11 protein-coding genes and 2 pseudogenes are annotated in these 19007 nt (G+C 65.7%); 5 read left to right on the top strand and 8 right to left on the bottom strand.

All coding sequences use genetic code 11. The features are described 5' to 3' along the window. From NOV72_RS31200 to NOV72_RS31155, 8 genes and pseudogenes are all read right to left on the bottom strand, one after another. A pseudogene (locus NOV72_RS31200) lies at window positions 1-273 on the bottom strand (hypothetical protein); the annotation flags it as partial. A gap of 182 nt (window positions 274-455) precedes the next feature. After that, window positions 456-722 (bottom strand): hypothetical protein, encoded by a 267-nt coding sequence (locus NOV72_RS31195; RefSeq protein ID WP_106858366.1) that lies wholly within the window; start codon window positions 720-722, stop codon window positions 456-458. A 229-nt stretch (window positions 723-951) separates the two neighbouring features. Then, window positions 952-1410, bottom strand: a complete 459-nt coding sequence (locus NOV72_RS31190) for a hypothetical protein (protein ID WP_245933228.1) — start codon at window positions 1408-1410, stop codon at window positions 952-954. A 200-nt stretch (window positions 1411-1610) separates the two neighbouring features. Beyond that, entirely contained in the window at window positions 1611-4850 is a 3240-nt protein-coding gene (locus NOV72_RS31185; RefSeq protein ID WP_245933227.1) for an ATP-binding protein, read from the bottom strand. Window positions 4851-4977: 127 nt separating this feature from the next. Then, window positions 4978-7125, bottom strand: a pseudogene (gene katE / locus NOV72_RS31180) (catalase HPII); the annotation flags it as partial. 1262 nt (window positions 7126-8387) lie between these two features. Beyond that, window positions 8388-10028, bottom strand: a complete 1641-nt coding sequence (locus NOV72_RS31165) for a S10 family peptidase (RefSeq protein ID WP_245933229.1) — start codon at window positions 10026-10028, stop codon at window positions 8388-8390. 123 nt (window positions 10029-10151) lie between these two features. Beyond that, window positions 10152-11726, bottom strand: a complete 1575-nt coding sequence (locus tag NOV72_RS31160; protein WP_106858358.1) for a S53 family peptidase — start codon at window positions 11724-11726, stop codon at window positions 10152-10154. Between the two features lie 235 nt (window positions 11727-11961). After that, window positions 11962-12384, bottom strand: coding sequence for a GFA family protein (locus tag NOV72_RS31155; protein ID WP_106858357.1), 423 nt, complete (start codon window positions 12382-12384; stop codon window positions 11962-11964). Window positions 12385-12446: 62 nt separating this feature from the next. Here NOV72_RS31155 and NOV72_RS31150 point away from each other — a divergent pair, with 62 nt between their 5' ends. From NOV72_RS31150 to NOV72_RS31130, 5 genes are all read left to right on the top strand, one after another. Next, entirely contained in the window at window positions 12447-13769 is a 1323-nt protein-coding gene (locus NOV72_RS31150; RefSeq protein ID WP_106858364.1) for an inositol monophosphatase, read from the top strand. Between the two features lie 4 nt (window positions 13770-13773). Continuing rightward, on the top strand, window positions 13774-14289 hold the full coding sequence (locus NOV72_RS31145; protein ID WP_106858356.1) for an isochorismatase family protein: 516 nt from the start codon (window positions 13774-13776) through the stop codon (window positions 14287-14289). A gap of 317 nt (window positions 14290-14606) precedes the next feature. Continuing rightward, window positions 14607-15299, top strand: coding sequence for a 2Fe-2S iron-sulfur cluster-binding protein (locus NOV72_RS31140; protein WP_106858355.1), 693 nt, complete (start codon window positions 14607-14609; stop codon window positions 15297-15299). A gap of 10 nt (window positions 15300-15309) precedes the next feature. Further along, the gene (locus NOV72_RS31135) at window positions 15310-16299 is read left to right on the top strand and encodes an FAD binding domain-containing protein (RefSeq protein ID WP_106858354.1); all 990 of its coding nucleotides are present in this window, start codon (window positions 15310-15312) and stop codon (window positions 16297-16299) included. Beyond that, window positions 16296-18518, top strand: a complete 2223-nt coding sequence (locus NOV72_RS31130; protein ID WP_106858353.1) for a xanthine dehydrogenase family protein molybdopterin-binding subunit — start codon at window positions 16296-16298, stop codon at window positions 18516-18518. The genes NOV72_RS31135 and NOV72_RS31130 overlap by 4 nt, the downstream gene beginning before the upstream one ends. The last annotated feature ends 489 nt before the right edge of the window (window positions 18519-19007 follow it).

The following is a 19007-nucleotide window of genomic DNA, read 5'->3' as shown; positions in this document are numbered from 1 at the left end:
CGACGCCTGCGCGGACGGTTGCGCCGGCATCGGCACGGGCATCGCGGGCAGCGCGCGCTCGGGCGCGCTCGCGCCGTTCGGAATGCTCGCGCCCGGCGGTGCGGGTGGCGCGGGCATCGCCGTCACGCGACCCTGCGCGACCGCCCCCGATGCGCCCGGCGCGGCCTGAGGCTGCGCATACACCGCTGTCGCCATCGAAACGAGCGCGCCCGCCGCCGTGCCCACGAAAATTCTTGCGCCGAATGGCGTCTTGTTCTTTGCTGCCTGCTGCATCGATATGAATGATCCGCTTTGCGTTCTGCCAACGAGCGGCGTGCGCGCCAACTGCGCGCATCGACAAAAAAGCCGGTGCGCACGAGGCACCGGCTTCGCCGCTACATAACGTTCGTCAGAGGAGAATCAGCAAAGTTCATTCCGGACAACGCGCGCGACATGCGGCGCCGATGCCCAAGCAGTCAGTGCAGACGGATGGACGCGTCGCCGGAGGCCGATGCCCTGGCGCGCAACGGTTCGTCGAGCAAGCGCTGATGACACAGCTTCTGCGCGATCGCCTCACCGATGTAAGGCACTTCGGTCGCGAGCCTGGCGGTCGCGTAGGCGTGCGCGGTGCCCGCGCCGTGAACTTCGATATCGCTCGCATAATCGCCGAGCTCGTGTTCCAGAAAGCGCCGCACATCGCGCGCGGCACAGCGCTGCGGAAGGTTCCAGACAAGCAGGTTCATCGTCATCACCTCCTCGCGCGCACGGGCGCGGGCTGCGGACGCTGCTTCAACATCACGCGCGCCGCAAGCGTGCCGACGACGAAAAGGGACACATAGGCGAACATCATTTGGCGACTCCACGGCTAATTTCGAGATGGCTCCATGCTAATCCCGTAGACCATTCGCGTGCTGCGACATTCCGTCTTTTTCAATAGATGTTCTAAATCGGACGGATGCGTGGAACCAATCGTCAGTAGCCGTTGCAGGTCATGCTGGAAAGATTCGGATAGCGATTGGGCCAGTCGCCCGCCATCGCGGACTGCGCGTCTTTCAGCGTGATGTCGCCGGTGCAGACGCAGCGCTTCAGATAGACCGCGAGCCGTTCCTTGCGCCGCTGCCCCGCGCGCCCTTCCCAGCGGCGCAGATCGAGATTCGCTGCCGAATTGGGCGAACCGCCGAGCAGCACCGGCATGCGGTGATCGAGCGCATATTCCGACGCGAACGACGCATCGATGCTGCGCTGCTTCAGCAGCCGCTCTTTCTGGCGCATCTGAACCTCGAACGACGGCAGCACGCGATCGACGTAACCGGGCACGCAGATCGTATCGACGATGCTCGCCTGCGTGACGCGCGCGTCGAGCCATTCGGCGCGCTGGGCGCGCGGCGTGCCGGGCATCAGCGCGAACATCGCGCAGCAGCACGCCAGCATGGCGCGCGTGGTCCGGCGTGTACGGCCCGCGCCTGGCCTCGTTTTCTCGGTGAACCGGTTGTCCCTTCGACTCATGCCTCTGTGCGCCATCCATCGCGGCCGCGAATCGCCGCGCGTTTTTTTGAGATGATCGGAGGTTCAATTAAAACACACGAAACGCGCGTTGCACGCGAAGCGTTGCGGGCGCGCCTCGGAGCGCGTCATGCCGATGAGCCGGATGCGGGCGACGCGCACGCGAGCGGGCCGGCGAGCGCCGCGTCGAGCGCTCCGGCCTCTGCGACGAACGCCGCGAACGACGCCGCGATGGGCGCATCGTCCTCGCCGTTGCGATCCTCGGCGACCGCGATTTCGCAATCGCGCTGCAGCGCGACGCACGCGCGCATGAAAGGCGCCGCCTTGATGACCGCCGCCGCGCCCTTCATGCGATGCGCGATATCGCGCAGGCGCGCGTGGTCGCAGTCGTCGAACGCGGCGTGCGCGTCGGCGAGATCCTGCGCGTTGGCGGCCTTCAGCGTGTCGACGAGCATGCCAGCCTGATCGCCGAAACCGGCAAGCGAAGCGCGTTCGAATACCGGCGTGTCCGGATCGGGCCCGGGCGTTCGCGGTGCCGGCGCCGCCGTGGACACGCGGCCATCGCGCGTCGCGGCAAGCAAAGCCTCGCGCAGATCGTCGAGGCCGAGCGGCTTCACGAGACACGCGGTCATGCCCGAAGCGATCGCGCGCATCGCGGCGTCGGGCTGCGCATTCGCCGTCAGGCCGACGATCGGCACGGCGCGCGGTCTGGACGGATCCTTCGCTTCGTCGTCGCGGATCGTGCGCGCCAGTTCCTCGCCGCTCATGTGCGGCATCGAGCAATCGGTGAGAATCACGTCGAACGCGTGCGGCTCGGCGCGCCAGCGTGCGAGCGCGCGACTGCCGTCGACGGCCAGTTGCGCGACGCCGCCGAGCAGCCCGATCTGCCCGTCGAGCACGATGCGGTTGGCCGGATGATCGTCGACGACGAGCACCCGCAATCCCGCCAGCGATTCGTCCACTGCGCCCGCCGGGACCGGCGGCGTGTCGACGGCGGACGCGACCGCCTGCGCCTCGGGAAAATCGAGCCGCGCCGTGAAGCGGGTGCCGCGCCCCGGCTCGCTCGAGAGCTCGATCACGCCGCCCATCATCGTGACGAGCCGCTTGCTGATGGTGAGTCCGAGTCCGGTTCCGCCGAAGCTGCGCGCGCGGCCGTCGTGGGCCTGCACGAACGGCGTGAAAAGCATCGCCTGCTTGTCGGGCGCGATGCCGATGCCGGTGTCGGCGACCGCGAGCGTCACCGCGCGCTTGCCGTCTTGCGCCGGCTCGGCGGCGAATTCGAGCGTGACCGCGCCGGTATCGGTGAACTTGATCGCGTTCGAGAGCAGATTGCCGACGATCTGCCGCAGACGCTGGCCATCGGCGAGGATCCAGACCGGGCCGCTATCGGACAGACGCTTCACGAGCAGCGCGATGCCCTTCGCGCGCGCGGCCGGCTCATAAATCGCGGCGACGCCCGCGACCCATGCCTCGATTTCGAGCGGCGCGGGCGCGAGCACGAGGCGTTCGGCCTCGATCTTCGCCACATCCAGCAAATCGTCGATCAAGCCGAGCAGGTCGTGCGCGGCGTGATGCGCAATCGACAGCGCGCGCTCGGTCGCGGCGCGCTCGCCGGGTGCGCGCAACTCCATTTCGAGCACGCCGAGCACGGCGTTCATCGGCGTGCGGATTTCGTGGCTCATCGTCGCGAGGAAGGTGGACTTCGCGCGGTTCGCCATTTCGGCTTCTTCCTTGGCGGCGCGCATCGCATTTTCGGCGGCGATCCGGCGCGCGATCTGCGCGCGCAGCGTCAGCGCCCAGCCCGCGAGCACGAGCAAGAGCACGACGCCCAGCAGCGCGCCGAGCTCGACTTGCGGACGGCGGCGCTCCCACAAAACCTCGGGATGCTCGGCGAGCGACCAGCGTGCGCGAATCGACTCGAGTTGCGGAAGCGGCAGGCTGGAAATCGCGCGATTGATGATGCCGAGCAGAACCGGCTCGCTCGCCGAGACGGACAGCGCGTACGGCACGGGCTGCGTCGAGAGCACGCCGCTCACGACGAGCCGGCCGCGGTAGGGATTGCCCACCGTATAGTTCGCGAAAGTCAGATCGGCGACGGTGGCGTCGGCTTCGCCTTTCGCGACGGCGCGAAGCTGCCCTTCGCGCTGCGACGTGTAGACGATGCGCGCATCCGGAGCGTACCGCCGCATGAGCGATTGCAGCGGCGAAGAGACCGGAATCGCGACCCGCTTGCCCGCGAGCGCGGCTGCGTCGCGCAGCGGCGGCTGGCCCGCCGCCGTCACGATCGCGACGAGGCCCTCGTCGGTCGGCACGGAGGGTACCGCGTCGGCCATGCCGCCGGTTGCATCGGCGACGCCATACGGCACGATGGCGGATGCGCCGCTTTTCAGATCGGCCGCGAGCTGCTTCGACGAGTCGCGCACGCGGGCTTCGAAACGCAGCCCCGTGACGCGCGCGATCGCATCGAGAAGATCGACGACGATGCCCGCCGGATGACCTTGCGAGTCGCGAAATGCGGTGGGCGCCGCTTGCGCGAGCATCGAATAGTGCACCACGGGATGCGCCCGCACCCACGCAATTTCTTCCGCGGACAGCTCGATCGGCTTATGCCGCGTGACCACGGTCACGCTCGGATTCCAGCGCGCATGTTCCAGCAGCACGAACGCCGGCGGCAAAGCGGCGAGCGCGTCATCGACGCGGCGCCGCAACGGGTCCGCCTCCGCGCGATCCGGCGCGAACGCGAAGCGGTAGCCGTCTTCGTCGAAAGTGGCGAGGCCGGTGACGGTCAGATTCGGCAGCTTGAAATGCCTGAGCACGTAGGCGGAGGCGGTCATGTCGCCGACAAACGCGTCCGCATTGCCGAACGATACGGCGAGCAGCGCGCCGATCAGGTCGGGATAGGCGACGGGCGTCATCGAAGGATAAGCGGCCCGCAGGCGCGCGGGCGAGGTCTGCGCGTTCACGTAGGCGAGCCGGTGCGTCGGCGGGCGTTTCTCGATCGGCTCGACGGAGACCTGCTTGAGCGGAAGATACGGACGGCTGTACGCGAGCGGCGCGCCGCCGTCCTCGCCGGTCGCGCCCGTCGCCATGTCGATTTCGCCGCGCGTGAGCGCCGAGACCATCGCGGCGCGGCTCGGATACTGACGCCATTGCACGTCGGCGTCGAGCGCGCCGGCGACGGCGTTCGCGTAGTCGACGGAAATGCCGCGCGGTTCGGCCGCGCGCGGGTAGGCCATGTCGAGCGGCGGCGCGACGCCCGGCGCCACGCCGACGACGATGCGCTCTTTCGCGGCCGCCGTGGCCGTCATCGCGCACAGCACGGCTGTCAGGATGAAGATGGCGCCGCGAAATCTGGCATGAAGGAACACGCCGCACCCCTGGAATAAGCGGTGCGGCTAGTTTCTCAAAAAGCCCGCGGCGCGTATATCGCCGGCCTGCGCCACATTCGCACGTTCCGTTGCAGCCGCCGAAACGCGACCGTGCGCACGGCGGGAATCAGGCCGGAACCGACTCCGCCTTTTGCGCGCGCGACCAGACGCGATGCTTGCTCATCGCTTCGATGAAGCTCTTCAGCACCTGCTTGACGTCGCTGCCGACCGCGATGCCTTCCTCGCCGTTCGGCAGATGCGCGGCCGCGAGCACGTCTTCCCCGTCGCCGATCGCGCCGATCGCCTTCAGATGCTTGAACGCTTCGAGCACGAAATGACGGGCGTCGCCGGATTGCGACAGCGTGTTCGCGCTGTCCTTGCCGCCCGCGACGATCACGCCGTCGAACATGATGGACGGCATGCCGAGAATGGTCGCGTCGGCCTCGATGCCCTGCGCCGGCGAGCCGAGCGTCGGCGAGATGACCTTCGCGTGCGCGCCTTCGGCCTTCAGCGCGTCCTGCACGGCCTTGATGCTTGCGGCGTCGGCGCCCGGCGCGGCGAGAATGGCGACCTTGCGCGTCTTGACCGAAGGCTTCGTCTTCGCGACGATCGACAACGCCGGCGATTCGGTCACCGACGATTTGCCGAGTTCGTCGGCGTTTGCGTTTGGCTTCGGCGCGGGCAGGCCGAGATTGCCGGCGACGCGCGCGGCGAGCGTTCCGTCGATATTCGCGAGGATGCCGAGTTGGCGCTCGCGGATGGGCTTGCGCTCGACCTTCGACAGTTCGAACGAATAGGCGCCGACGATGTGATCCTTTTCGGGATCGGTCATGCTGTTCCAGAAGAGCGTCGCCTGCGAGTAGTGATCCTTGAACGACGGACTGCGCACGCGAATCTTCGATCCTTCGACGCGTTCCGTATAACTCTCGAAGCCGCCGCCCGCCGCGGCCGGCGCGGTTTCCTTCGGCCATCCGCCGTCGATCGAATTCGGTTCGTAGGACGCCTGCCCTTTGTCGATCGTCTGGCGATGCATCGCGTCGCGCTGACCGTTATGCAGCGGCGCGAGCGGCCGGTTGATCGGAATCTCGTGGAAGTTCGGGCCGCCGAGCCGGCTGATCTGCGTGTCGGTGTAGGAGAAAAGACGCCCTTGCAGCAGCGGATCGTTCGTGAAGTCGATGCCCGGCACGATATGCCCAGGACAGAACGCGACCTGCTCCGTTTCGGCGAAGAAGTTGTCCGGATTGCGATTCAGCGTGAGCTTGCCGATCATCTTGAGCGGCACGAGCTCTTCGGGAATGATCTTGGTGGGATCGAGCAGATCGAAGTCGAACGTGTGCTCGTCCTCTTCCTCGACGATCTGCACGCCCAGTTCCCACTCGGGATAATCGCCGTTGTCGATCGCTTCCCACAGATCCCGCCGATGGAAGTCCGGGTCCTTGCCCGCGAGCTTCTGCGCTTCGTCCCACAGCAGGGACGCCGAGCCGATCGTCGGACGCCAGTGGAACTTCACGAAACGGCCTTTTCCTTGCGCGTTGACGAAGCGGAACGTATGGATGCCGAAGCCTTCCATCGTGCGCAGACTGCGGGGAATCGCGCGGTCGGACATCGTCCAGAGCACCATGTGCGCGGATTCCGGCACGAGCGACACGAAATCCCAGAAGGTGTCGTGCGCGGACCCGCCTTGCGGCATTTCGTTGTGCGGCTCGGGTTTGACTGCGTGGACGAAGTCGGGAAACTTGATTGCGTCCTGAATGAAGAACACCGGCATGTTGTTGCCGACGAGATCGAAGTTGCCTTCGTCGGTATAGAACTTGACGGCGAAGCCGCGCACGTCGCGCACGGTATCGGCGGAGCCGCGCGAGCCTTGCACGGTGGAGAAACGCACGTAGACAGGGGTTTCCTTCGACGGGTCTTGCAGAAACGCGGCCTTGGTGAGTTCGGCTTGCGATTCGTACGCCTTGAAAACGCCATGTGCGGCAGACCCGCGCGCATGGACGATGCGTTCGGGAATCCGTTCGTGGTCGAAGTGCGTGATTTTTTCACGCATGATGAAGTCTTCGAGCAGCGACGGGCCGCGTTCGCCTGCGCGCAGCGTGTTCTGGTTATCGGCGATTTTGACGCCCTGATTCGTCGTCAGCGCCTGGTTCGTGGCGTCGGTGCGAAAGGTTTCGAGGGCGTCGAGTTTATCGTTGGTGTTGCTCTGCGATGGCGTGCGGGCGGTGCCGCCGCTGGCGGGCGGCTGGTTCGGTTTCGTTGTTGCCATTGGGGGAACTCCTCGGGAGGTTTTGTGAGTGAGGTTTTGCGCTCACTCGCTCGCAAGTGGTGTTCCTAGTGGGGGGTTTGTTTTCGTCGGATCCCGTTTTGCTTTTTGTCTATTCGCGTTGCCCCTGTGCGGGGCGGCAGTCGCTTTCTTTGCTGCTGCAATGCAGGCAGCTTTTATCGCGCGCGGCGCGGGGGCGTTCTGAGGCTTCGAGGGTTTGAGTGAAACTTGCTTTCGCGTCGGTTTATTAGCACTGCCCCTGTGCGGGGCGGCAGTCACTTTCTTTGCTGCTGCAATGCAGGCAGTTTTTATCGCGCGTGGCGCGGGGGCTTTTTGAGGCTTCGAGGGTTTTCGCCGGATCCCGTGTTCGCGTCGGTCTATTAGCGTTGCCCCTGTGCGGGGCGGCAGTCGCTTTCGTTGCTGCTGCAATAAAGGCAGCTTTTATCGCGCGCGGCGCGGGGGCGTTCTGAGGCTTCGAGGGTTTGAGTGAAACTTGCTTTCGCGTCGGTCTATTGGCGTTGCCCCTGTGCGGGGCGGCAGTCACTTTCTTTGCTGCTGCAAAGAAAGTAACCAAAGAAAGCAGCTTCTCAGGCCCGCGGTCACACGCAACTTGGCCACTTTTCTCCCTCAAGTTGGCACTCGCCTAAAGAGTGCCCTCATCACAATCACCGGGCTTGGATCGCGCACGGTCTGCCGTACCGCGTGTTTTAGGGCGCTGGTTCAGCACGAAATAGCTCCGGCACAGCGCTGCGCGCTGCCGTTGGGTATGCGAGGGAAACCATCGAGAAAGAAGCGCACGCAGCCCCCGCCCCGATTGACCCATCGGCCGCGTAGCGGGCCGGCGCCATTTCGCGCTGAACCAATCTGTTGTGTGGTGCGATGCGTCAGACCGTGCGCGAGCCAAGCCGTGTTCTGCTTGTGAGGGCACTCGCTACTCTGGGTTCCATTCAGCCAATCGCCTGTGCCGCGGCCGGTGTGAAGTACTTTGGATGGGGATAGCTGTTTCTTTGGTTACTTTCTTTGCAGCAGCAAAGAAAGTGACTGCCGCCCCGCACAGGGGCAACACTAATAGACCGACGCGAAAGCAAGTTTCACTCAAACCCTCGAAGCCTCAGAACGCCCCCGCGCCGCGCGAGAAAAAAGCTGCCTTCATTGCAGCAGCAAAGAAAGCGACTGCCGCCCCGCACAGGGGCAACGCTAAAAGACAAAAAGCAAAACGGGATCCAGCGAAAAAAAAACCAAAACGGCGGGCCCACCCCAAAGCCCGCCCACGCGCATCAACCCACCGGCGATAACGCCCCCAACTTATCCGCAGTAACTTTCTGCAAAGCAATGATCCGCCCCATCGCCGCATGATTCGCCGTCGCCGCGTCGTACATCTTCGCGAGATCGGCCTTGAGTTGCGTTCTCGACCCGCCGTCGAGATAAACCATATGCCCCGACGGATAGAACGTCGCCGACAAATTCTGCCGCACCGTCTTGTCGATCAGCGGCATCTGCTGCAAATCGATGATCGTCTGGTAGAACGGCGTCACGAAGTCATACATTCCGTTCGCCGACAGCACCTTCAGATCGACGTTCAGCGCCATCACCGCCGCAAGATCGCCCGCCGTGTAGAGCACGATGTTGCCCTTCGCATCCACGCCCTTCTGCGCGCCCGTCGGATCGGTGTGCTTGAAGTCCCAGTTGAGGAACGCCTGGTCGTTCAGGTCGGTGAACGATGACGTCGACGTGAACTTCAACTGCTCGTTCAGATAGCTGTTCCACATCGTCGTGTAGACGCCGCTCACCGCCGTCATCGTCGGGTCGTTGCCACCCGAATTCGGGTCGATCTTGCCGGCGATGCCCGTCGAGATCGCCGTCACGCGACCATCGTACGAACCGAGCGACTCGCCCTTCGATTTCAACAGCGTCGTGAGAAACAGCGAATTGCCCCGGCTGTCGTACGCCGCGATGTCGAGACTCCACGCAAGCAACGTCGCCTTGTCGATGCCCGTGTATTCGGACAACTTCTCGACCACTTCGTCGTCGGTTTGCGGAAACTTGCGCAGCGCGTTCAGATAGTCCGTGCGCGAGAATTCCGCGACTTCCTCCGCAAAAGTCAGCAGATTCGTCGGCGTCGGATGCACGCCGAGCTTCTTGTGATACCACGCGTCCGCCGCCGCGGTCGGCAGCGCGCCGACCGGATTGCCCGCCTGCCGGTAATCCAGAATCGACGATTGCAGCGTGACGCCGTTCAGGTCGATGCCGTCCTCGTGCAGCTTGTACGCCAGCACGCAACTGCGCGCCGTGCCGTACGACTCGCCGAACAGGAACTTCGGCGAATTCCAGCGGTTGTTCTTCGTCAGAAAACGCTTGATGAACTGCGCGATCGACGCCGCATCTTCATCGACGCCCCAGAAATCGCGGTTCTTGTTCGGCGCGATCGCGGCGGAATAGCCCGTGCCGACCGGATTGATGAAGATCAGGTCGCTCTTGTCGAGCAGGCTGTCCGGATTGTCTTCCATCTGATACGGCGCGGGCGGCGTGAAGCTCGGCATCGCCGTCTTGATGCGGCGCGGCGCGAACGAGCCGAGCAGCACGAACACCGACGACGAGCCCGGCCCGCCGTTGTAGAAGAACGTGAGCGGACGCGCTTCCTCCTTCGCGCCGTCCTTCGTGAACGCGACATAGAACATCTTCGCGCTCGGCTTCGAACTGCTCGGATCGACCGTCACGAGATGGCCGACCGTCGCGGTATAGGCGATCTTCGCGCCGCCGATCGTCACGCTGTGATGCGTGATGGCCGCGTTCTCGTCGGCTTCCGTGGCCGCGACCGCGTCGTCGGGGCCGTTGCCGTAGGCGACCGGATCGAAGTACGGCTGGTCCTTCTTCGCCGAAGTGGTCTTCTTCGGCGCGTTCTTCGCGGCGGCCGTCATGGCCGTGTCTTCCGCGCTGGAAGGTTTGTCGTTCGCTGCCAGTGGATCGGAGTTCATCGTCGTCGCTCCAGAATCGTCGTCATGGTTGTTGTTCACTGTCTTACGGTTTGCTGCATTGCTGCGTCAACGCTTCGCGGGCTTGAGCGCGGCCGCGATCTTCGCGCCGTCCGGGCTGCCCATGCCGGTGCACGCGTCCCAGCCCTGCGCCGCCGAGAAGCTGCCGTTGTTGCCTTCCGTGATGTCGCGGAACGCGGCCTTCATCTTGTAGAGCTTCGGATTCACGAAGCCCGAAGGCGACGCGTTGATCGCGTTGATCCGTGCGATCAGCGCGGCCCACAGCGGCGCGACCGCGCTCGTGCCGCCGACGACCGTCTCGTCGCCGTCGATCAGCACTTCATAGCCGGTTTGCGGCGATGCGTCGCCGGACACGTCCGGCACGCCGCGCTTCGCGAGCTTCGTCGCCTGGCCGTTGCGCGTGACCGACAAATCCGCCTGCCACGCCGGCAACGCGAACACGCCCGAGACGCCGCCGCCGCCCGCGCCGCCCTGTTCGCCGTCGTTCCACACGACTTCCTTCGTGATGCCCGAGCCGGACGCCGTGAGGCTCGTGCCGCCGCAGCCGAGCACATACGGGCTCGATGCCGGAAAGTCGACGTGATCCGCGCCATCGCCGACGCCGTCGGACGAGCCGCTGTCGCCCGACGCCGCGCAGACCGTCACGCCGAGCGCCGCCGCGCTTTGCAGCACGTCGTTGAACGCGTTGATCGACTGCGAGGACCAGTTCGCCTCGGGGCCGCCCCAACTGATCGAGATCACGGAAGGCTTGTGGGTCGAGTCGTGCAGCGCGCGGTTGACGGCATCGACGAAACCGGCGTCGCTGTTCGGCGCGAAGTACACGGCGATGCTCGCGCCCGGCGCGATGGCGCCCGCGATCTCGATGTCGAGCGTCACTTCGCCATCCGGTCCGTTCGGGTTGCCGGTGGGCGCGTTCTTCGCGTTGTCGACGCCGATCGACACGACTTTCGGCGCCTTCACGCCGAGCTTCGAGAAATACGCGGAGAGATCGGCGTTGCGATAGCCGCCGCCCAGCTCGATGATCGCGATGCACTGGCCGGCGCCGTCGCCATCGGGGAAATCGTAGAGGCGCGCGAGATCGACCGGCGTGAACGACGCCGGCGCCGCGCCGCGCGCCGGCTTGAACGGCGGACGAAAGCGGAAATGCGGACGCGCCTGCGGCTTGCTGTCGAGGCCGAGCACGGCGGTGACGGCCTCGTGCATCTCGTCGGGCACCTTGACCGGCCCCGTGCGGCCGCGATATTCGCCGATGTTGTGATGTTGAAAGCGTTCGAGCTTGACGTCGAAAGCTTTCTGGAATTGTTCGATGGTGCCCTTCAGCACCACGCTGCGCGTCTCGGTTTCGGCGCGCACGACCGCGAGGCCGTACTGCTTGGCGAAAGCCTTGACCTTCTCGACGTCTTCCGCGGATGCGGTGAAACGTTTGTCGAATTCGTCGCGCGAGACGGCTTGCGCGGGCGCCTCGCCGGCGTCGATGCGCGCCATCATCTGCTTGAATCCGGCTTCGTCCTTGCGCCGCAGCATCACGATCACTTCGATCTGCTCGGAAGGATCGCAGTCGCCGACGCACGTCGCGCCTTCGGGATGAATCTTGTCGCTGCCGCTGACCGGTTGCTTCGTCATGGTATCGATGCTCCTCGTTGGCCATGAAATTCAAAGGTTCTCGATCCTGCCGCTGCCGCGCTTTCTGCGCTCATGACAGCTCGCACGGCGCACGCCGCTTATCGTCTTATTTTCCGTGCGCGAATGCAATTGCTCGGACCGTTGACGAGAGCATGCAGTTCCGGCGGGACAAAAGCTGTCCCGGTCTTCTAACGTGTGTCTCGATCGGATTTTGCGCGGCGGGCGTTCGGGCGGCCTAGTGCTGCCGTTCTTCGTCGTATTCCGGGCGCGCGCCCTGCGGCAGCCATGGCTCGCGATGCTTGCACCAGAGTTCGTAGTCCGGTTCGAAGAGGCCGGTTTCGTCGAACGCGCCGATGGGCAGGTCCACTTCGTCGCGCGTCGTGAATTCCATGTACGCGACCGAGCCGCACGTCGGACAGAAATGCCGCCGGCCGTCCTCGGAACTGCGCCACGTCGAAAGGCTGCCGCTCATCATCACGTCGCCGCGCGCGTAAATCGCATAAGCTCCGAAGGCGGAGCCGTGCACTTGCCGGCACGTCATGCAATGGCACATTCCGACGCGCGTCGGCTCGCCCGACGCGCGAAAGCGAAACGCGCCGCATGCGCAGCCTCCTTCATGAACCGTAGCCGCATGTCCATCATCCTTTTGAACGTTCATCGATCTCTCCCGTAAGTACGACGGTTTGTTACGATAACCCTTCACGATCGGAGATGGCATTCATGAGCACATCGAGCACGACCGGCGCCACGCGTACCTTGTCCCTGCTGAAGCTGCTTCCCGGCGCCGGATCGGAATTCGGTCCCGCCGCATCCGACCTCGTCGCCCACGTGCTGTCGCACGATCGCTTCGATACGGCGGCGAACGTGAGCGCGCCGCGCGAAACCTTCCGCGGCGTGACCGTCGACGACGCCATGAACGACGCGTACGTGTTCCCGCTCGGGCGCACCGGCCAGTCGATCGTGCTGACGGGTTATCGCATCGCGGCGGGTTTCATCGCCGAACGCGCCGCCGACGAATGGCTCGAACTCGCGCACAAGGAACGTCTCGCAAAAGGCTTGCCCGCCGTGCCGCAGGGCGGCGAGCCGCATCTCGCGCCCGATCCCGCCGAAGCGGATCAGCTCCTCGACCGCGCCTACGAGTGCGCCCAGCGCATTCTCGATCCGGTCGCGGGCGAGCAGGTGCTGGCGCTCTTCGAGACGCACTATCGCGGCGGGCGCGAATTTCTGCGGCTCACGTGGGAAGGCTTGCCGGAAGATCTCGTGCCCGAATCGCGCCGCCCGCTTGCGGCGCTCGCCGCGGCCGCGCAAAACGGCGAGCGCCGCGAGAAGCGCGATTACGATCCCTACGGCCTCGACGGCGCGGACGATTACGACGTCGACCGGCCGCTTGCGTATCGCGAGAAGATCGGGCCGTTTCTCTTCACGATGACCTATCGCCACGAGTATCCGCAAGTCGACGACGAGCGCCTCGGCACCGCGTTCGCCGTGTTTCACGAAGCGGGCAGCGATATCGTCGCGGCGGCGGTGCGGCTGCAGCTCGTCAAGGTGCCGCCGCTCACGAGCAGCGCCGATCTCGTCTACACGCTCGACACCTACTCGGGCGAAATGCTCTCGCTCGCGCTCGCCGCCACCGAGGCGCTCGGCCCCGAAAGGCTGTGCGAGGTGTTCAATGCGCATCGCGTGATCTACATCAGCCTGTGGGAAGTGCGCAAGCCGTGGCGCGGCGAGGGACTGGGCGTCGCGCTGCTGCATCAGGCGCTGGAACGCCTTCCCGTCGATGTCGATGGCCGGCCGAACGCGCTGTGCGTCGCGCCCGAGCCGTATCAGACCGACATGCGCCATTTCGAAAAGCTGCCCGGCGTGCTGCGCGAAGAACTGAAGACGCCGGCGAAGCGCCTGGCCGCGCATCTGACGAACTGGCTCGAACGCTCGAAGCTGCCGATCGCCACGCATTTCTTCGTGCCGATGGCCAAGCACGCGGGCATCGGCTCGGCGGGCGAGAACGCGCGGCTCATCGATCAGATCATGGAGAGCGAGGCGTAGCGGCATGCTCGTCGTCATCGACATGCAGGCGCGGCTGCTGCCGCATCTGGATGGCGCCGCGCGGCTGACGGCGCGCGCCGTCACGCTGCTGCGCGCCGCGAATCTGCTGGACCTGCCGGTGATCGTCACGGAGCAGAATCCGCAAGGGCTCGGCGGCACCGCGGATGCGCTGCTGGACGATGTCCGGCGCGCGACGGTGATCGAGAAGCACACGTTCGATGCGACGCTCGCGCCCGCCTTTCTCGACGCGCTGCCGCCTGCGCCCGCGACGGTGTGGGTCGCAGGCGCGGAGGCGCATGTTTGCGTGCTTCTGACCGTGCTCGGGCTATTGCGGCTCGGCTATCGCGTGGAACTGGTCGCGGATGCGGTCGCATCGCGCCGCGCGGACGATCGCGCCGTCGCGCTGGAACGGGCACGGCAGGATGGCGCCCGGCTCACGACCGTCGAAACGGCGATCTTCGGCTGGCTCGGCAGCTTCGGACATCCGCGCTTCAGGGACGTGCTCGCGCTCGTCAAATGACGGCGTAGGTCGCGCCCGACCTATCGACCGGCTTTGCAGCATTTACCTGTCACGATCCGGAAGATTTTCCGCCGACGCGCCGCAATCGCTTCGCGCACGCGTCTGGCACCGCATTTGCTCGCTCTACGCATCGCGGGTGCGCGAACGTTCGGACGGCTTACAGCCCGCCGACGTCCGCGCGCCTTTACCTTCCAGCACCGCAACAGGACCCGAACATCGGCGCTCGCACCCGACGTCGCAGCCGGTCGCGAGCAAAAGCCCACGAAGATTCGAGCCAGCGCGGCGCCCTTCCGAACGAGCGAGGAGAACCGATCGCCATGTCCCCTGCCGATACCCGTCCCCACGATGTCAGCGATACGGCGCAAAAACCGTCGCGCCGGCGTTTCCTCCAGTCGGCCGCGGCGGCCGCCGCCGTGAGCGCCGCGCCGCACGCGCACGCGCAACAACAAACGGCGGCGACGCCGGCCGTCGCGCCGCCCCCCGCCGCCGTGCCGATGATGCCCGTGAAGCTCGCCATCAACGGCCATCCGTACGAATTGCAGGTCGAAGCGCGCACGACGCTGCTCGACGCGCTGCGCGAGTACGCGAACCTCACCGGCACGAAGAAAGGCTGCGATCGCGGGCAGTGCGGCGCATGCACGGTGATCGTGTCGGGCCGGCGCATCAATTCGTGCCTCACGCTCGCGGTGATGCACGACGGCGAATCCGTCACGACCGTCGAAGGCCTCGCGCCCGACGGCGACACGCTCGCGCCGATCCAGCGCGCGTTCATCGAGAAGGATGCGTTTCAGTGCGGCTACTGTACGCCCGGGCAATTGTGCTCGGCGACGGCGCTCATCGACGAATACCGCAAGGGCGACGCGAGCGCCGTCACCGCCGACGTGCGCTTTCGCCCGGCGCAACTCTCCGACGATGAAATCCGCGAGCGCATGAGCGGCAACATCTGCCGCTGCGGCGCGTATCCGAATATCGTCGCGGCGGTGAAAGCCGTCGTGTCGGGCAACGCGTAAGGAGACGCACATGGACGCGATCTCCTATCAGCGCGCCGCCGACATCGGTTCCGCGCTCTCGGCGGCGAGCCAGCCGGGCGCGATGTTCATCGGCGGCGGCACCAATCTGCTCGATCTCATGAAAGGCGGCGTGATGCGGCCGATGAAACTCGTCGATATCACGCACATCGACGCGCTCAACGGCATCACCGCGCTGCCCGACGGCGGCCTGCGGCTCGGCGCGCTCGTGCGCAACAGCGACGCCGCGAATCACGCGTGGGTGCGCGAGCGCTATCCGCTGCTGTCGCAGGCGCTGCTCGCGGGGGCGTCGGCGCAACTGCGCAACATGGCGACCGTCGGCGGCAACCTGATGCAGCGTACGCGCTGCGCCTATTTCTACGACACCGGCTTTCCTCAATGCAACAAGCGCGCGCCCGGCAGCGGCTGCGCGGCCATCGACGGCAACACGCGCATGCACGCGATTCTCGGCGCGAGCCGTCAGTGCATCGCGACGAATCCGTCCGACATGAGCGTCGCGCTCGCCGCACTCGATGCCGTCGTGCGCGTCGCCGGCCCGAATGGCGAGCGGACGATTCCTTTCGCGGAGTTTCATCGCCTGCCCGGCGACAGGCCCGATCTCGACACGACCTTGCAGGCGGGCGAGCTCATCACGTCCGTCGATCTGCCGCCGCCGCTCTTCGCGGATCATTCGAAATATCTGAAAGTGCGCGACCGCGCGAGCTATGCGTTCGCGCTCGTTTCGGTGGCGGCGGCGCTGCAGATGGACGGCAATACCGTCAAAAGCGCGCGCATCGCGCTCGGCGGCGTCGCGCACAAGCCGTGGCGCGCGAACGCGACCGAACAGGCGCTCGCCGGCAAAGCGCTCGACAAGGCGACGCTGCAAGCCGCCGCCGCGCTCGCCGTGCAGGGCGCGACGCCGCAGCGCGACAACGCGTTCAAGATCGCGCTCGCGCAGCGTGCGATCGTGCGCGCCGTTCAACGAGCCGGAGGTGTCGCATGACTTTTATCGGAAAACCGCTCGATCGCACCGACGGCGTGCTGAAAGTCACCGGCCAGGCGCGCTATTCCGCCGACAACACCGACGCGAAGCTCGCGCATGCGGTGATTGTCACGAGCACGGTCGCGAGCGGGCGCATCGCGTCGATCGACACGAGCCGCGCGCAGTCGATGCCCGGCGTGCTGCTCGTCATGACGTATCAGAACGCGATGCGTCTGCCCAACGGCGGCCTCCCCGACGCGCAGCCGCCCGCCGTGCGCAAGCTCACGCTCCTGCAGACCGACGCCGTGCGTTACAGCAACGAGCCGGTGGCGGTCGTCGTCGCCGATTCGCTGGAGCACGCGCAGGGCGCCGCGCGTTACGTGGACGTGCGCTACGAAGCCGCGATGCCGAACGCCGATTTCCAGCGCGCGAAGGCTTCCGCGTATCAGCCGGAAAAGATGATGGGCCGTGCGATCACGACCCGGCGCGGCGACGTCGAAGCCGGCCTGCGGCAAGGCCCGACGCGCCTCGACGCGGTCTACACGACGCCCTACGAGCATCACAATCCGATGGAGCCGCACGCGACGGTCGCGCGCTGGGACGGCCCGAAGCTCACGCTCTACGACGCGACGCAGGGCGTTTCCGGCGCGAAAAGCGCGGTGGCGAAGTTCTTCGGCATTTCCGAAGACAACGTGCGCGTGATCTGCCCGTTCGTCGGCGGCGGTTTCGGCTGCAAGGGCTCGGTGTGGTCGCATGTCGTGCTGGCGGCGATGGCGTCGAAGCAGACCGGGCGGCCCGTCAAGCTCGTGCTCGAACGTCCGCAGATGTTCGGCATGATCGGCAACCGGCCGTTCACCGAGCAGCGCATCCAGGTCAGCGCGCGCGACGACGGCGTCATGACCGGCATGCGTCACGACGTCATTTCGACCACATCGACGTTCGAGGACTGGACCGAAAGCTCGGCCATCGTCACGCGGATGCTCTACGCGGTGCCGAATCAGTCGACCTCGCACAAGCTCGTGAAGCTCGACATCGGCACGCCGACCTTCACGCGCGCGCCCGGCGAGACGAGCGGCTCGTTCGCGCTCGAATCGGCGATGGACGAAATGGCGTACGAATTGAAGATGGACCCGCTCGCGTTTCGACTCAAGAACTACGCGACCATGGAGCCGCAGGAGAAGAAGCCCTGGTCGAGCAAGGCGCTGATGGAGTGCTACACGCGCGGCGCGGCGCAGTTCGGCTGGGCGCGGCGCAGCGCGGCGCCGCGTTCGATGCGCGAGGGCAATATGCTCGTCGGCTGGGGCGTTGCCACCGCGACGTATCCGGCGAACCGCAGCGAGGCGTCGGCGGTGGCGCGCATCCTGCCCGACGGCACCGCGATGGTTGCCTCCGGCACGCAGGATCTCGGCACGGGCACGTACACGATCATGACGCAGGTTGCCGCCGACGCGCTCGGCTTTCCGCTCGATTACGTGCGTTTCGCGCTCGGCGATTCGTCGTTGCCGAAGGCGCCGGTGTCGGGCGGCTCGCAATCGGCGGCGAGCGTGTCGCCGGCGGTGCGCGCGGCGTCGATGCAGGCGCGCGATCAGCTCATCGCGATGGCGCTCGCGGATCGCGGATCGCCCGTCGCCGGACTCGCGCGCGAGGACGTGACCGTCAGCAACGGCTGGGTCGTGAGCGTGTCGAATCCCGACAGGCGCGATCCGGCGGCGGCGATCATCGCGCGCAACGGCGGCAAGCCGATCGAAGCCGTCGCGACGACGAAACCCGGCGACGAGAAAAAGCAGTACGCGTTCCACTCGTTCGGCGCGGTGTTCGCGGAAGTCCACGTCGATGCCGATCTCGGGATCGTTCGCGTGCCGCGCATCGTCGGCGTGTATGACGTCGGCACGCTGTTCAACGAGAAGACTGCGCACAGTCAGTTGATGGGCGGCATCGTGTGGGGCGTCGGCTCGGCGCTCTTCGAGAAGAGCGAACTGGATGCGCGCTACGGGCGCTACACCAACGCGAATCTCGGGGAGTATCACGTGCCGGTGAACGCGGATATCGGCATGTTGGATATTTCGTTCATCGGCCAGCCCGATCCGCATATCAATCCGCACGGCGCGCGGGGCATCGGCGAGATCGGGATAACGGGCGTGGCGGGCGCGCTCGGCAACGCGGTGTATCACGCGACGGGCGTGCGGGTGCGGGATCTGCCGATCACGCTCGATAAGGTGGTGCCGGGGACTGTGGCTTGATTTGATGTGATGCACGCGGCGGTTGTTGGCCGTTGCGTGCTTTTTTGTGCTTTGTGGATTTGGGTAGTGGCGTTGGTTGATCCACAGCTGCCTTTCTTGTACTGCGAGGGCTGTGGCAGGTACAAACTGGAACGGCCATTCGCGCCGTGTCTCAGCCGGCAAGTGGGTCGACCTTTGCGGAAGCTCGTCCAGGTTCGAGCCGACGTCAGCGGTATGCGGAGCTGCGGACGTTGACGCTCGGATCATGTGAGTGGCTAATGCCGGTGTCCATCCAACCGAGCTCTTGCGATGCTCCTTACCCGCTACGGCGCTGACCTGCCTGATTTCTTCGGTCCGTTTCAATCTTGAAGAACGGCCTCGGTTGCTTCGATTGAACAATACCGCTGCTTGATCTCGTTGGGTGTTAGATAGGCCATCGACCACACCGCATTCATCGACAACGGCACAACCAAGGGCTGCGGCGCTTGCCGTACCAGCCGCTTGCGCGGC

The sequence above is a fragment of the Caballeronia novacaledonica genome, from assembly GCF_900258035.1.
Lineage (GTDB): Bacteria > Pseudomonadota > Gammaproteobacteria > Burkholderiales > Burkholderiaceae > Caballeronia > Caballeronia novacaledonica.
This window is presented reverse-complemented; position numbering and strand designations above follow the sequence as displayed.

Excerpts from the sequence above, each read along its gene's own strand:
- NOV72_RS31130 (WP_106858353.1), top strand. The coding sequence starts at position 16,296 with ATGACTTTTATCGGAAAACCGCTCGATCGCACCGACGGCGTGCTGAAA.
- NOV72_RS31135 (WP_106858354.1), top strand. The coding sequence starts at position 15,310 with ATGGACGCGATCTCCTATCAGCGCGCCGCCGACATCGGTTCCGCGCTC.
- NOV72_RS31145 (WP_106858356.1), top strand. The coding sequence starts at position 13,774 with ATGCTCGTCGTCATCGACATGCAGGCGCGGCTGCTGCCGCATCTGGAT.
- NOV72_RS31195 (WP_106858366.1), bottom strand. The coding sequence starts at position 722 with ATGAACCTGCTTGTCTGGAACCTTCCGCAGCGCTGTGCCGCGCGCGAT.
- NOV72_RS31150 (WP_106858364.1), top strand. The coding sequence starts at position 12,447 with ATGAGCACATCGAGCACGACCGGCGCCACGCGTACCTTGTCCCTGCTG.
- NOV72_RS31155 (WP_106858357.1), bottom strand. The coding sequence starts at position 12,384 with ATGAACGTTCAAAAGGATGATGGACATGCGGCTACGGTTCATGAAGGA.
- NOV72_RS31165 (WP_245933229.1), bottom strand. The coding sequence starts at position 10,028 with ATGACGGCCGCCGCGAAGAACGCGCCGAAGAAGACCACTTCGGCGAAG.
- NOV72_RS31140 (WP_106858355.1), top strand. The coding sequence starts at position 14,607 with ATGTCCCCTGCCGATACCCGTCCCCACGATGTCAGCGATACGGCGCAA.
- NOV72_RS31190 (WP_245933228.1), bottom strand. The coding sequence starts at position 1,410 with ATGCTGGCGTGCTGCTGCGCGATGTTCGCGCTGATGCCCGGCACGCCG.
- NOV72_RS31160 (WP_106858358.1), bottom strand. The coding sequence starts at position 11,726 with ATGACGAAGCAACCGGTCAGCGGCAGCGACAAGATTCATCCCGAAGGC.